Here is a 13711-nt window from a genome sequence, read left to right as displayed (position 1 = left end):
AGGGCAACCACCTGGGCCCGACGCTGTCGTTCAAGGGCATCGACAACCGGACGTACTACCGGCTCGTCGAGGACGACCAGCAGTACTACATGGACACCACCGGCACCGGGAACTCGCTCAACGTCCGGCTCCCGCAGTCGCTGCAGCTGGATCATGGACTCGCTGCGCTACTGGGTCACCGAGATGCACGTCGACGGCTTCCGCTTCGACCTCGCCTCCACCCTGGCCCGCCAGTTCCACGAGGTCGACCGGCTCTCGGCCTTCTTCGACCTGGTCCACCAGGACCCGGTCGTCAGCCAGGTCAAGCTCATCGCCGAGCCCTGGGACATCGGCGACGGCGGCTACCAGGTCGGCAACTTCCCCGCGCTGTGGACGGAGTGGAACGGCAAGTACCGCGACACCGTCCGCGACTTCTGGCGCGGCGAGGGCGGGACGATAGGCGAGTTCGCCGACCGCATCTCCGGCTCCTCCGACCTCTACCAGCACTCCGGCCGGCGCCCGGTCGCCAGCATCAACTTCGTCACCGCGCACGACGGCTTCACGCTCAACGACCTCGTCTCCTACAACGAGAAGCACAACGAGGCCAACGGCGAGGGCAACAACGACGGCGAGAGCCACAACCGCAGCTGGAACCACGGCGTCGAAGGCGAGACCGACGACCCCGAGGTGCTGCAGCTGCGCGCCCAGCAGCGGCGCAACTTCATCGCCACGATGATGCTGAGCCAGGGCGTGCCGATGCTGCTGCACGGCGACGAGCTCGGCCGGTCGCAGGGCGGCAACAACAACGGCTACTGCCAGGACTCCGAGCTCACCTGGATCGACTGGGAGAACGTCGACGAAGGGCTGCTCGAGTTCACCAAGACGGTCACCCAGCTGCGCTGCGACCACCCGACGTTCCGCCGTCGCCGGTTCTTCAACGGTCGCCCGGTGCGCCGCGGGCTGGGCGACCCGGTGCCCGACATCGCCTGGCTCACCCCCGCCGGTGAGGAGATGGCCGACGAGGACTGGGACGCCGCGCACGCCAAGTCCCTGGCCGTCTACCTCAACGGTGTCGGGATCCGGGAGATGGACGAACGCGGCGAGTACGTGACGGACGACCACTTCTACCTGGCGTACAACGCCTCGCACGAGGCGATCGAGTTCACGCTGCCCAGCGACGACTACTCCTGGAGCTGGACCACCGTCCTCGACACCTCCGAGATGAACGAGGTGGAGCCGGTCGAGGTCAAGCCCGGCGAGACCGTGACCGTGCAGGCCCGCTCGATCGTCGTCCTCACCGGGCCCGCGCAGTGACCGAGGAGAACGGGGACCGCCGGCGCGGCGTGCCGGCGGCCACCTACCGGCTGCAGGTGCACGCCGGCTTCACCCTCGACGACGCCGCCGAGGTCGCGGACTACCTGGCCGACCTGGGTGTCACGCACGCCTACTCCTCCCCTCTGCTGCGCTCGGCGGAGGGCAGCACGCACGGCTACGACACCGTCGACCACGCGCACATCGACGAGGCGCGCGGCGGCCGCGCGGCGTTCGACCGGTTCGTCGCGGCGCTGCACGAGCGCGGGCTGGGCCTCGTGCTCGACCTGGTCCCCAACCACATGGGCGTCGACGACCCGGCGGCCGCGCCGTGGTGGTGGGACGTGCTGCAGCACGGGCCGGCCAGCGAGCACGCGGCGGCGTTCGACATCGACTGGGAGTTCGGCGGCGGCAAGGTCCGCATCCCGGTGCTCGGCTCGGCGGACGACCTCGCCGAGCTGAAGATCGTCGGTCGGGAGGGTGGGGGTGACGGAGCCGGCGAGCTGCACTACTACGACAACCGCTTCCCCATCGCGCCGGGCACGGGTGAGGGGACGCCGCAGGAGGTGCACGCCCGCCAGCACTACGAGCTGGTCGACTGGCGGCGCGCGGACTCCGACCTCAACTACCGGCGGTTCTTCGCGATCAACACCCTCGCCGGGCTGCGCGTGGAGGACCCGGCGGTCTTCGACGCCACCCACGAGCTGGTGCTGCAGCTGGTGCGCGACGGCGCCGTCGACGGGTTGCGGATCGACCACCCGGACGGCCTGGCCGACCCGAAGGGCTACCTCCACCGGCTGGCCGAGGCGTCGGGCAACCGCTGGACGGTGGTCGAGAAGATCCTGGAGCCCGGTGAGGAGCTGCCCGAGGGCTGGGCGACAGCGGGGACGACGGGCTACGACGCGCTCACCGAGGTCGACCGGGTGCTGGTCGACCCGGCCGGCGAGCCGGCGCTGTCCGCGCTGGACACCGAGCTGTCCGGGCGCACCGTCGACTACGCCCAGCTGGTGCACGACTGCAAGCGCGAGGTCACCGACGGGATGCTCGGCTCGGAGGTGGCCCGGCTGGTGCGGGTCGTCGGCGAGCTGCCCGGCATCGACCGGGCGCAGCAGACCGAGGCGCTGGCCGAGCTGCTGGCGACCTTCGGCGTCTACCGCAGCTACCTGCCCGACGGCCGGGAGCACCTGGACCGGGCGGTCGCCGCGGTCCGGGCCGGCCGGCCGGACCTGGTGCCGGCCGTCGACGCGCTGTACGGCGTCCTGTCGCAGGCGGGCACCGAGGCGGCCACCCGCTTCGAGCAGACCAGCGGCCCGGTCATGGCCAAGGGCGTCGAGGACAGCGCCTACTACCGGTGGTCCCGGTTCGTCGCGCTCAACGAGGTGGGTGGGGACCCCGCGCACCTCGGGGGCTCGGTCGCGGACTTCCACGCGGCGCAGGCGCACCGGCTGGCGGTCAAGCCGCAGGCGATGACCACGCTGTCGACGCACGACACCAAGCGCAGCGAGGACGTGCGGGCCCGCCTGGCGGTGCTCGCCGAGCTGCCCTCGGAGTGGGCGGCGCTGGTGCGCGGCTGGCTGGCCCGGCACCCGCTGGCCGACCGCCCGCTGGCGCACCTGGTGTGGCAGAACCTGGTCGGCGCCTGGCCGCTCTCGCGGGAGCGGGCGCACGCCTACGTGGAGAAGGCGGCGCGCGAGGCAGGCACCTCGACGACCTGGACCGATCCGTCCTCGGAGTTCGAGGACCAGCTGCACGCGCTGGTCGACGCCGCGTTCGACGACCCGGCGACGACGGCGGAGATCGAGGCGTTCGTCGCCCGCATCGCGCCGCTGGGCTGGTCGAACTCGCTGGCGCAGAAGCTGATGCAGCTGACGATGCCCGGCGTCCCCGACGTCTACCAGGGCACCGAGCTGCACGACCTCTCGCTGGTCGACCCGGACAACCGGCGACCGGTGGACTACGACCTGCGGCGGCGGATGCTGGCCGCGCTCGAGGCCGGCGAGGTACCCACCGTCGACGGCAGCGGAGCGGCGAAGCTGCTGGTCACCTCGCGGGTGCTCCGAGCCCGCCGCGACTCCCCCGAGCTGTTCGCCGGCTACGCGCCGGTGGAGGTGCGGGGATCGGCCGCCGAGTGCCTGGTCGCCTACGACCGCGGCGGCCCCGACGGGAACGGCGTCGTCGTCGTGGCGACCCGGCTGCCCGCCCGGCTGGCCCGAGACGGCTGGGGCGACACCGCGCTGGAGCTCCCCACCGGTGCGTGGCGCGACCTGCTGACCGGTGAGCGGTTCGTCTCCGACGTCGGCGGCGTGGCCGCCGACGTGCTGCTCGCCCGGCTGCCCGTCGCCCTGCTCGTCCGGGACTGACCTCCGCGAGATCTGCACACTCGGGGCCTTCAGCGCCCGGAAAGCCACGAGTGTGCAGGTCTCGGGGCCCTCTCGTGGTCTGATGCGCGCGTGCACATCGACGCGCTGTACCGCTTCCCGGTGAAGTCCCTGCTCGGCGAGCAGGTCGAGGAGGTGCGGCTGACCGGGCGCGGCGTGCTCGGCGACCGCGCCTACGCCCTGGTCGACACCACCGACGGGACGGTGGCCAGCGCCAAGCACCCGCGCAAGTGGGGTGCGCTGCTCGGGCTGTCGGCCCGGTTCGCGAGCGAGCCCGAGGCGGGCTCCCCGCTGCCGCCGGTGGTGCTCGCGCTGCCCGACGGCCGCGAGCTGCGCAGCGACGACGCCGGCACCGACTCCGCGCTCTCCGAGCTGCTCGGCCGCCCGGTCCGGTTGACCAGCGAGGTGCCCGAGGGCAGCCGCTTCGAGGAGCAGTGGCCCGACATCGAGGGCCTGGCGCCGGCGGAGTTCATCGAGGGGACGACGCACGCCTACGAGGGCAGCGAGCCGGTCAGCGCCATCGGCCTCGGGATGATGGCGCCGCCCGGCACCTTCTTCGATCTGGCCGCCCTGCACGTGCTCACCCGGGCCACGCTCGAACAGCTCACCGCGCTCGGCGGGGGCAGCGACTTCGACGTCCTCCGCTACCGGCCGAACGTGCTCATCGGGGGCACCGATCCAGGCTTCGCGGAGGACGCGTGGGTCGGCCGCAGCCTGGGCCTCGGCGACTCCGCGCGGGCCGGCGTGAGCATGCTGACGATGCGCTGCGTCATGACGACGCTGGCCCAGGGCGACCTGCCCGAGGACCGCGGCACGCTGCGCACCGTCGCCCGCCACCACCGCCGAGAGATCCCGGGCCTGGGCACCTGGGCGTGCGCCGGCGTCTACGCCGACGTGACCGGCGAGGGCGTCGTCCGCAGCGGTGACCCGGTGACGCTCGCCTGAGACCGGCCGGCGCGGGCGGTAGGTGTGACCGCGCATGTCGAGCTGGCCCCGTTTTCCGGCGTGGCGGCCACGCCACGCCGGAGGCGGGCGACGGATAACGAAACGGTAACTACCGTCCTCCGGGTGCTCCGGCCGTCCGGCCCGGCACCGCGCCGCCCCGCCCAACCCCGTCCGGCGGCGTGCACACGAACAACCCGTGGACGGGGGCGGGGGACCCAGGATCCCGACGCCCACGGCGTCTCGGGGTGAAGCCGCGAGGAGCGGCCGGGCACCGATCGCCCGAACCCGACAGCTCACCCCGCCGGCGGTGCATCGGAGGAACATGTCCACGCACAGCCAGTCGATGACGCCTGCCCGCGGCCTGCGCCGCGGAGCCGTCGTCCTCACCGGGATCGCCGCCGTCTCGCTCGGTGCGCTCAGCACCTCGGCGCAGGCCGCGCAGAACAACTGGGACGCCGTCGCCCAGTGCGAGTCCACCGGCAACTGGAGCATCAACACGGGGAACGGCTTCTACGGGGGCCTCCAGTTCCGGCAGTCCTCGTGGGAGGCCTTCGGCGGTCTCGCCTACGCCCCGCGCGCCGACCTGGCCACCAAGGCGCAGCAGATCGCGGTCGCCGAGGCGCTGCTCGCCGTCCAGGGCCCGGGGGCCTGGGACAACTGCCACGTCCACCTCGACGACCCGATCCAGGGGCAGGCGACGACGCCCGCCCCGGCGCCGGCCGCGCCGCCGGTCCAGCAGGCGCCGGTCCAGCAGGCGCCGGTCCAGCAGCCCTCGGCCGGGAGCTCGACGCCCGCGGCGACCACCGGCAGCTACACGGTCCGGCGGGGCGACACGCTGAGCAAGATCGCCCAGGCGCAGGGCATCGCAGGCGGCTGGCGCGCCCTCTACGCGGCCAACCGGGACCAGCTGCAGAACCCCGACCGGCTCGAGGTCGGCCAGCGGCTCGTGCTCGTCGGCTGACCCGCCACGGGGAGCCCGCCGCCACCCGGCGGGCTCCCCGTCCGCGCACGCGGCGGTTGGCGGCCGCCGGTGCGGGCATGATGCCTCCGGCCGCCACCGCGGCCTTCCCGCGCACGTCCCGGAGGCCCCCGCATGTCCGCACCCGTCGAGTTCGCCGTCTGGGCCCCGCTGCCGGAGCGGGTGCGCGTCCAGGTCGACGGCACCGTCCACGACATGACGCGGGACGACGACGGCTGGTGGCGCGCCGAGGTGGACGCGGGCCCGGAGGCCGACTACGGGTTCCTCCTCGACGAGAACGAGACGCCGCGGCCCGACCCGCGCTCGCGCCGCCAGCCCGCCGGCGTGCACGGGCTCTCCCGGCGCCACGAGCCCGAGGCCTACGCGTGGGGCGACCGCGCCTGGACCGGCCGCCCGCTGGCCGGCGGCGTCGTCTACGAGCTGCACGTCGGCACCTTCACCCCCGAGGGCACGTTCGACGCCGCGATCGGCCGCCTCGGCCACCTGGTCCGGCTGGGGGTGGACTTCGTCGAGCTGCTCCCGGTGAACGGCTTCAACGGCACGCACAACTGGGGGTACGACGGCGTCCTCTGGTACGCGGTGCAGGAGGAGTACGGCGGCCCGGCGGCCTACCAGCGGTTCGTGGACGCCTGTCACCAGCAGGGCCTGGGCGTCATCCAGGACGTCGTCTACAACCACCTCGGCCCCTCGGGGAACTACCTGCCCGAGTTCTTCCCGATCTTCGCCGAGGGCGGCGCGAACACGTGGGGCAACTCGATCAACCTCTCCGGCCCGGACTCCGACGAGGTGCGCCGCTACGTCATCGACAACGCGCTGATGTGGCTGCGCGACATGCACGTCGACGGGCTGCGGCTGGACGCCGTGCACGCGCTGGTCGACGAGCGCGCCACCCACGTGCTCGAGGAGATGGCCCAGGAGGTCGACAAGCTGTCGGTCGCCCTCGGCCGGCCGCTGACGCTGATCGCGGAGAGCGACCTCAACGACCCGCGCATGGTGACCCCGCGCGTCGCCGGCGGCATCGGCCTGACCGCGCAGTGGAGCGACGACTTCCACCACGCGCTGCACTCGACGCTGACCGGGGAGGGCCAGGGCTACTACTCCGACTTCGCCGAGGCCGGCGTCGCGGGCCTGGCCAAGGTGCTCACCGGCGCGTTCTTCCACGACGGCGCCTGGTCCAGCTTCCGCCGCCGGCACCACGGCCGCCCGGTCGACACCGCGACGCTGCCGGGCTGGAAGTTCCTCGGCTACCTGCAGGACCACGACCAGATCGGCAACCGCGCCGTCGGCGACCGCATCTCGGCGACCCTCTCCCCCGCGATGCTCGCCGTCGGCGCGACCGTCGTGCTCACCAGCCCGTTCACGCCGATGCTCTTCATGGGCGAGGAGTGGGGCGCGAGCACGCCGTGGCAGTTCTTCACCAGCCACCCCGAGCCGGAGCTGGGCAAGGCCACCGCCGAGGGGCGGATCGGCGAGTTCGCCGAGCACGGCTGGGACGCCGACGTCGTCCCCGACCCGCAGGACCCGGAGACCTTCACCCGCTCGAAGCTCGACTGGTCGGCAGCCGACCCAGGAACCGCACGACCGGCTGCTCGCCGTCCACCGGTCACTGCTGGCGCTCCGCCGGGCGCACCCCGACCTCGTCGACTCGGACCTGACCGCCGTCGAGGTCGACTGGGACGACGCCGACCGCTGGCTGGTCGTGCACCGCGGCGCGCTGCGCGTGGTGGTCAACCTCGCCGCGGAGCCACGGGAGATCGACCTGGACCGGCCCGCCGACGAGGTCCTGTTCGCCACCGCCGAGCTGCCCGGGGTCGACGGCAGCACGGTCACGATGCCGCCGGAGAGCGCGGCCGTGCTCAGCACCCGCTGACGTGCGCCGGCTGCTGCCCCACCCGGGGTCCGAGCTCGACGACGACGGGTTGGTCGAGGCCTACCGCCTGCCCGGCGGCCGCGCCCTGCGGGTGAACTTCGTGACCTCCCTCGACGGCTCCATCGCGGTCGATGGGAGGAGCGCCGGGCTCGGGTCGCCGGGCGACAAGCGGGTGTTCCGGGTGCTGCGCGCGCTGGCCGACGTGGTGCTGGTCGGCCACGGCACGGCCGCGGAGGAGCAGTACCGCGCCGTGCTGCCGGAGTCGACCGTGGGCCGGCTCCGGTCGGCGCTCGGCCGGCCCGCACCGCTCCCGGTCGCCGTCGTCTCCCGCCGGGCCGCGCTGGACCCGGCGTCCCGGCTGGTCGCCGACGCCGTGGCCCCCACGATCCTGGTCACCTGCGCGTCGGCCGACGCCGGCCGGCGGACCGCCCTGGCGGACGCGGGCGTCGACGTGCTGGTCTGCGGTGACGACGACGTCGACCTGCCGGCCGCGGTCTCCGCGCTCGCCGAGCGGGGCCTGGAGCAGGTCACGTGCGAGGGCGGGCCCCAGCTGCTGCACGCGGCGCTGACCGCCGAGGTCGTCGACGAGCTGGACCTGTCGATCGCCCCCGCGCTGGTGGGCGGTCCCGAGCGCCTGCTGCCCGGCGCGCTGCCGGCGCCCGCCCGGCTCGAACTCCGCCAGGTGCTCGAGGAGGACGGCGTGCTGTTCACCCGGTACGCGGTCGGGAGCTGAGACGCCGCGAGGGCGGGCCGGGAGATCCCGGACCGCCCTCGGCGGACGGACTCACTGCTGGGCGATCACCTGGGTCAGCGTCAGCCCCAGGCTGAACGTCATGTCGTCGCCCTGGACCTGGTTGATCTTCGGGTCGTCCGGCAGGGACACGTCGAGGATCACGCAGTGCGTCGTGTTGGGGGCGAACGTCCACGACGTGAAGGCGGCGGAGACGGCAGCGGGCAGGTCGGCGATCTTGACCGGCCCGCCCAGCTTGGTGTCGGGCTTGTCGTCGCAGTTGGCGTCGTAGGACGGCTGGACGCGGGCGAAGGTGCTGAACTCACCCGTGCCGTCGTTGGTGTCCCCCGCGGCCTTCTCCGCATCGCTGCGCGTGTTTTCGGCGTCCTGCACGCTCACGGTTGCGCTGAGCTTGCCGGGGAGCGCGCTGGCGTTCTTGATCTCGTACGCGTACCGGGCGCTCCCGCCGGGGGCGAGCGACATGTGCTCGTCCCCGGTCCCCACGACGCCGCCACCAACGGTGAGCTCGAACGTCTCGGCACCGGCCTTCTGGCCGGCGACCGTCTGGGTCGAGGAGAAGGCGGCGAAGGTGCCGCTGGCGCCGAAGGCGATGAGGGCGACGCCACCCATGGCGGCGGAGGCGAGGGCGATCTTCTTCATGGGGTGTCTCCTGTCGATGTCCCCGTCGGACGACGGTTCTCGCCGGCAGGCGCTCGGCGAACGATCCGAGACTGCGGTGCACCCCAGGGGCCGGGCATCGTCAGAACTGTTGATCGCGCCGGCAATCGGAACCCCCCAGTAACAGTGGTCCCACCCCATCCCTGTAGCCACTCCAGAGCCGCCGGGAAATGACTGGTCAGCGCCGCGTGTGGTGTCCTGCCCCGGCCGGACGAACCACGGGGGGGGCTCACGTCATGGACTTGCACCGCACGCCCGCTCGCCGCCGACGCAGCGTCGGCGCACCGGCCGGCCGGCTCGCCGCCGTCGGTGCCGCAGCGGCCGCCACGGCCGGTCTCGCCTTCGCCGACCACCGCGCGCAGCACACCCTCCTCGTGGTGATCTCCACGCTGGGGCTCGTCGCCGCCGGCGTGGGCTACCTCCTCCGCTGGCGCATCACGAGCACGGCCGCCACCCGGCAGATCGGTGGGGGGCTGCTGCTCCTCGGGCTGCACCAGCCGGTCGCCATCGCCGTCGCCGCCCTCACCGGCGGAGGATGGCCGGAGCTCGCCCCGACAGCAGGCCTGGGCGTCGTCCTCGTCGCCGGCGGGGTGACGCTCCGGGCCTTCCCCTGCCGCGGGCTGCCGCCGGTGTGGCGCCTCACCCGGCGTGCCGGCGCGTTCCTGGCCGGCGGCGTCCTGGCCCTGCTGGTCCTCGCGGCCTCCCCTGTCCTCCCGCACGCCACGGCCCTCGCCGCCACGCTGGCCGGTGGCTCCTGGCTCGCCGTGGCGCTCGCCGCGTGGCGGAGCGAGCCGCTGGTCGCCTGCGAGCGCGGCCCCTCGCGGGCCGTCGCGGGCATCGCCGCACTGGTCGCCGCGTCCACGGCCGCACGGGTGGTCCCCGCCGCGTGGCCGGCCGCCACCGAACCGGTCCGCGTCGCCGTCGGAGCCGGCCTGGTGGCCGCCGCGGCCCTGGCCGGAGCCGCGGCGCTGCGCCGGCTCGGCGCTGCCCTGGCCGGCCAGGAGCGCTACGTCGCCGGGCTGCTGGAGCAGCTGGCCGGCCACGAGCGCCAGCTGCAGGAGGCCCGCGCCTGCCTGCACGACTCCCGGGCCACGGTCGCCGGGGTGCGCGCCGCCTCCTCTGCCGTCCGGCACCTGGGGCCGGGGCAGGCGGCCCTCCGCGCCGACCTGGAGGAGTCGGTCGCCGCCGAGCTGGCCCGCCTCGAGCGGCTGCTGCGGTTGCCCGGCCGTGCGCCCGCGATCAGCACCGTCGAGCTGGACGACGTGGTCCGCCCGCTGGTGGTGAGCCACCGCGAACGAGGGCTACGGGTCAGCTGGGCCCCGACCGGCGCCGCACCCGTCACGCTCGACGGCGACGCGCTCGCCGTCATCCTGGGCAACCTGCTGGGCAACGCCCTGGCGCACGCTCCCCGGTCCGTGTGCCGGGTGGACGTGACCGTCACCGACCGGCTCACCGTCTCCGTCTCCGACGACGGCCCCGGCCTGTCCGCGGCCGGCCGCGCCACGGCCTTCGAGGCGGGCGTCCGGCGCTCCGGGAGCCCCGGCGAGGGGCTCGGGCTGGCGATCTCCCGCGACCTGGCACGCCGGCACGGCGGGGACCTGGTCGCCGCCGAGACCACCGCGGGAACCTGCTTCGTGCTCACCCTGCCCGCCGTTCCCGCGTCCGCCCCGCCCGTCGTGCCCCACCCCCGCTCGGGCGTCGTCCCCGAGGTGGCTGCGGCCCTGTGACCGGCTCCCCCGTGCTGCTCGTCGACGACCACGCACTCTTCGCCCAGTCCGTGCAGATCGGGCTGCGTGCCGCGGGCATCCCGGCCGATCGGGTGACGGCCCGGACGGCCTCGGGGATCCTCGCCGGGTGCGCGGCGGCCGCGCCCGCGACCGTGCTGCTCGACCTCCGACTCGGGACGGGTGACGACGGCGTGCCGATCGACGGGCTGGACCTGGTCGAGCCGGTCACCGCGACCGGCTGCCGCGTCGTCGTCGTCACCGGGGAGACCGAGGACGCGACCTGGGGCACCGCGGTCGAGCGCGGCGCGGTCACCGTGCTGTCCAAGGACTGCGCGCTCGACGAGCTCGTCGCGGTCGTCGCCGCCGTCAGAGACGGCCGGGCGGTCCTCGACGAGGGGCGGCGCCAGGACCTGCTGGCCGCCGCCCGCCGTGCGCACGCCGACGAGGAGTCGCTCCTCGCCCCGTTCCGCTCCCTGAGCCCGAGGGAGGACGAGGTGCTGCGCGCCCTGGCAGCCGGGCTCCCGGCTGCCGCGATCGCCGCGGCCGGGTACGTGAGCGAGGCGACCGTGCGCACCCAGATCCGGGCCGTGCTCACCAAGCTCCGGGTGTCCTCGCAGCTGCAGGCCGTCGCGCTCGCCCGCCGGGCCGGATGGCTCGACGCACCCGCGTCGCGCGATCCCCGCTGACCGGCGCGGAGCTACCGCGGACCGTTCGTGCCCACCGGGACGTCGACGGTGGCAGCGGGCGCGCCCCCGCCAGGGACCAGGGTGAACCGGAAGGTGCCGTTCCACCCCCGAGGCGGGAGCCCCTGACCGTTGCGCCCGGTGAACCGGACCTCCAGCAACGCCCCGTCGAGCGGTGCGCCCGGCTCCACCTCCACGAGGACGACGGGGTGCTCCGCGTCGAGCAGATCGCACAGCGACACGGGCGGCACGGCGGGGAGCCACGGCCCCGCCACCGAGACGGTGAGGGCGTCACCCCCTCCGGCGCAGGCACGGTTGCCCGGGCCGTCCACGGCCGTCCACTGCAGGCCGGCGGTCGCCCCGGTCGCGGAGGCGTCCACCGCGAACGTCAGGGCGCGACCGGGCCCCGTTCCGTTCCCCGGCGGGGTGACGGCCCGCACGGCGAGCGCGGCGGTCGGGGCGGGCGCGCTCCCGTCCAGGTCGGCTGCGGCTCCGACCACCACCGAGATGCTCTGCGTGTCGCTGAAGGTCGCCATCGTGCCGCCCGTGCCGAGCAGCACCGTGCCGGCGAGCACGCCCCCGAGGGACCACACCGTGGACCGCCTCACGCCAGGACCTCCTCGACCGGCTCGTCGATGCCCTGCCCGCTCGCCGCACGACGCCGACGGCGCCTCAGCACGAGGAAGAGCATCCAGCCGAGGCCGACCAGCGCCAGCAGTGCGGCACCCCAGGCCAGCACCAGGGCCGCGAACGAGGTCGCCGCGGCCTGGGTCTCCACACCGGCTCCGGCGCCGCCGACCGTGATCTGGGCATCGACCCGGTCGAGCTCCGGCCCGGCCGGCGCCCCGCCGCCGACGAGGGCACCCGGGCCACCGGGCGCAGCTCCTCCGGCCACCGCACCTCCGCCCACCGCACGCCCACCGACGACCGGAGGAGCGGCTCCGCCCGAGGCGGCGACCTCCGGAGCGGCACCGGCCTGGCCGCCGCCCTCGGCCGGGGCGACGCCCTGCTCTCCAGGGACCTGCCCGCCGCCGGACGCCGGCACATCGGTGCCCGTGCCGCCCGCCGTGCCACCCGCCGTGGTTCCGGGCGAGTCCGGCGGGCCCTCGGCGACCAGCACCAGGTCGAAGGTAAGCGTGTCGGACTGGGCCACGTTGTCGGAGTCGCCGTCGAGGAAGGTCATGGCGAGGAGCACGCACTGCACCCCTCCGGGATCGGCCAGCCGTGCGGTCGCGGCGCCGAACAGGTCCACCGGCACCGGGGCAGCCCCCGGCTCGCACGTCGCGCCCGCTGCCCGGCCCCACGCGGCGGTCGTGCTGAGCTTCCCGGCCAGCTCCCCGACGTCGGACGAGCAGTCGTCGCCCGCCTCCGCCTCGACCTCGAGGCAGCCGTTCTCCGCCTGCTCGAGGCCGCGGATGCTGACGGCGATCTGCGTGGCCTCGGCCGCCCAGGACGCGGGCACCGCCACGACCACCGTCTGCGTGCCGCCGGGCGCCAGCGGGCCGCCGGCTGCCGCCGGGGCGGCGGTGGACAGCATGCCGCCGATCGTCAGGGCCGCGGCGAGGGCGGCGACGGGGAGTCGCACGCGGCGATCGTGCGCGACCCGCGCGGTCGCCCGCATCGTCAGAATCGATGATGCGGGGCCGGGGAGCCGCCGGGGAGCATCGGGACGTGCTGCTCCACACGCTCCGCCGCGTCGTCGCGTGGGCCCTCGGCCTCGTGCTCGTCGCCGGCACGGCAGCCGCACTGGCCGTCGCCGTCTTCCCCCTGGTCACCGGCGGGTCCGCGCTGGCGGTGCTGAGCGGCAGCATGAGCCCGGGGCTGCCGGTCGGCGCCATGGCCTTCGTCCGCACCGTCGACCCCGCGACCGTTCGAGCCGGGTGACGTCATCACCTTCCAGCGCGCGCCGGACGCACCCGAGCTGGTGACCCACCGGGTGCTCGCCGTCGACGACAGCAGCGGCGTGCCGGTGTTCACGACCCAGGGTGACGCCAACGCCTCCCCCGACCTCGACCCCGTCCCCGCGTCCGCGGTCCGGGGCGAGCTGTGGTTCGGCGTCAGCAACCTCGGCCGCGCGTCGGCGCTGCTGCACTCCCCCAAGGGCGCGGGGCTGCTGGTCGTGCTGGTCTGCGGGGTCATCGCGGCCCACCCGGGGCCGCGACCCGGCACAGCACGACCCGGGCGGGACGACGAGGACGACGACGCGCCGCGCGCCGCGGACGGCCCGCGGGAGCCCGACGTCGCCCGGACCGTGACCCTGCGCGCCGTGGACGGCCACCCGCGGGCACGCCGCCCGCTCCCGCCCGTCCCCCCGCCGGCCCGGACCGGTGCCCCGGCAGCCCTGCTCCGGAGCTGACCCGGCCGGGTCCGGCGTCGTCCTGTTGACTGGCGGCGGTGCGGCGGCCGGCGGCGGCCGCGGACGGCGGCGAGG

At 75.0% G+C, this 13711-nt stretch carries 13 protein-coding genes, 1 pseudogene and 1 riboswitch; of the genes and pseudogenes, 11 read left to right on the top strand and 3 right to left on the bottom strand.

Going from position 1 to position 13711, the window contains the following annotated elements; all coding sequences use genetic code 11:
• The first annotated feature begins 153 nt into the window (after positions 1 to 153).
• The 7 genes and pseudogenes from JKP76_RS24055 to JKP76_RS12300 all read left to right on the top strand — a co-directional run bounded on the left by JKP76_RS24055 (position 154) and on the right by JKP76_RS12300 (position 8195).
• The gene (locus JKP76_RS24055) at positions 154 to 1293 is read left to right on the top strand and encodes an alpha-amylase family glycosyl hydrolase (protein ID WP_242471282.1); all 1140 of its coding nucleotides are present in this window, start codon (positions 154 to 156) and stop codon (positions 1291 to 1293) included.
• The gene (treY, locus tag JKP76_RS12320) at positions 1290 to 3650 is read left to right on the top strand and encodes a malto-oligosyltrehalose synthase (protein WP_200491078.1); all 2361 of its coding nucleotides are present in this window, start codon (positions 1290 to 1292) and stop codon (positions 3648 to 3650) included. The genes JKP76_RS24055 and treY overlap by 4 nt, the downstream gene beginning before the upstream one ends.
• Positions 3651 to 3740: 90 nt before the next feature.
• Positions 3741 to 4613, top strand: a complete 873-nt coding sequence (locus JKP76_RS12315) for an MOSC domain-containing protein (RefSeq protein WP_200491077.1) — start codon at positions 3741 to 3743, stop codon at positions 4611 to 4613.
• A gap of 176 nt (positions 4614 to 4789) precedes the next feature.
• A riboswitch (cyclic di-AMP (ydaO/yuaA leader) is annotated at positions 4790 to 4936 on the top strand.
• On the top strand, positions 4936 to 5574 hold the full coding sequence (locus JKP76_RS22980; protein WP_200491076.1) for a transglycosylase family protein: 639 nt from the start codon (positions 4936 to 4938) through the stop codon (positions 5572 to 5574). (Overlaps the previous riboswitch by 1 nt.)
• Before the next feature lie 132 nt (positions 5575 to 5706).
• A pseudogene (gene treZ, locus JKP76_RS12305) lies at positions 5707 to 7101 on the top strand (malto-oligosyltrehalose trehalohydrolase); the annotation flags it as partial.
• Positions 7102 to 7177: 76 nt separating this feature from the next.
• Positions 7178 to 7462 (top strand): DUF3459 domain-containing protein, encoded by a 285-nt coding sequence (locus JKP76_RS20995; RefSeq protein ID WP_309232975.1) that lies wholly within the window; start codon positions 7178 to 7180, stop codon positions 7460 to 7462.
• 49 nt (positions 7463 to 7511) lie between these two features.
• The gene (locus JKP76_RS12300; RefSeq protein WP_242471281.1) at positions 7512 to 8195 is read left to right on the top strand and encodes a dihydrofolate reductase family protein; all 684 of its coding nucleotides are present in this window, start codon (positions 7512 to 7514) and stop codon (positions 8193 to 8195) included.
• 51 nt (positions 8196 to 8246) lie between these two features.
• Here the strand turns inward: JKP76_RS12300 and JKP76_RS12295 are convergent, their stop codons facing one another.
• A complete protein-coding gene (locus JKP76_RS12295; RefSeq protein ID WP_200491074.1) occupies positions 8247 to 8852 on the bottom strand; it encodes a hypothetical protein in 606 nt (201 codons plus the stop codon).
• Between the two features lie 254 nt (positions 8853 to 9106).
• On the opposite strand from JKP76_RS12295, the gene JKP76_RS12290 reads away from it, so the two are divergent.
• Both JKP76_RS12290 and JKP76_RS12285 read left to right on the top strand, forming a co-directional pair.
• On the top strand, positions 9107 to 10597 hold the full coding sequence (locus tag JKP76_RS12290; RefSeq protein WP_200491073.1) for a sensor histidine kinase KdpD: 1491 nt from the start codon (positions 9107 to 9109) through the stop codon (positions 10595 to 10597).
• On the top strand, positions 10594 to 11283 hold the full coding sequence (locus JKP76_RS12285) for a response regulator transcription factor (RefSeq protein ID WP_200491072.1): 690 nt from the start codon (positions 10594 to 10596) through the stop codon (positions 11281 to 11283). The genes JKP76_RS12290 and JKP76_RS12285 overlap by 4 nt, the downstream gene beginning before the upstream one ends.
• 11 nt (positions 11284 to 11294) lie before the next feature.
• On the opposite strand, the gene JKP76_RS12280 is transcribed toward JKP76_RS12285, so the two are convergent.
• Together JKP76_RS12280 and JKP76_RS12275 are read right to left on the bottom strand one after the other, a co-directional pair.
• Entirely contained in the window at positions 11295 to 11888 is a 594-nt protein-coding gene (locus JKP76_RS12280; RefSeq protein WP_200491071.1) for a hypothetical protein, read from the bottom strand.
• Entirely contained in the window at positions 11885 to 12865 is a 981-nt protein-coding gene (locus JKP76_RS12275; RefSeq protein ID WP_200491070.1) for a hypothetical protein, read from the bottom strand. The genes JKP76_RS12280 and JKP76_RS12275 overlap by 4 nt, the downstream gene beginning before the upstream one ends.
• An 86-nt stretch (positions 12866 to 12951) precedes the next feature.
• Between JKP76_RS12275 and JKP76_RS12270 the strand changes: the two genes are divergently transcribed.
• Both JKP76_RS12270 and JKP76_RS12265 read left to right on the top strand, forming a co-directional pair.
• Positions 12952 to 13164: a hypothetical protein gene (locus JKP76_RS12270; RefSeq protein WP_200491069.1), complete on the top strand. Its 213-nt coding sequence runs from the start codon at positions 12952 to 12954 to the stop codon at positions 13162 to 13164.
• A 40-nt stretch (positions 13165 to 13204) separates the two neighbouring features.
• Positions 13205 to 13636, top strand: a complete 432-nt coding sequence (locus JKP76_RS12265) for a hypothetical protein (protein WP_200491068.1) — start codon at positions 13205 to 13207, stop codon at positions 13634 to 13636.
• The last annotated feature ends 75 nt before the right edge of the window (positions 13637 to 13711 follow it).

The sequence above is a fragment of the Blastococcus sp. TML/C7B genome (genome assembly GCF_016612845.1).
Lineage (GTDB): Bacteria > Actinomycetota > Actinomycetes > Mycobacteriales > Geodermatophilaceae > Blastococcus.
This window is presented reverse-complemented; position numbering and strand designations above follow the sequence as displayed.

Coding starts and splice junctions, on each gene's coding strand:
- JKP76_RS24055 (WP_242471282.1), top strand. CDS start 154: ATGGACTCGCTGCGCTACTGGGTCACCGAGATGCACGTCGACGGCTTC.
- JKP76_RS12290 (WP_200491073.1), top strand. CDS start 9,107: ATGGACTTGCACCGCACGCCCGCTCGCCGCCGACGCAGCGTCGGCGCA.
- JKP76_RS22980 (WP_200491076.1), top strand. CDS start 4,936: ATGTCCACGCACAGCCAGTCGATGACGCCTGCCCGCGGCCTGCGCCGC.
- JKP76_RS12295 (WP_200491074.1), bottom strand. CDS start 8,852: ATGAAGAAGATCGCCCTCGCCTCCGCCGCCATGGGTGGCGTCGCCCTC.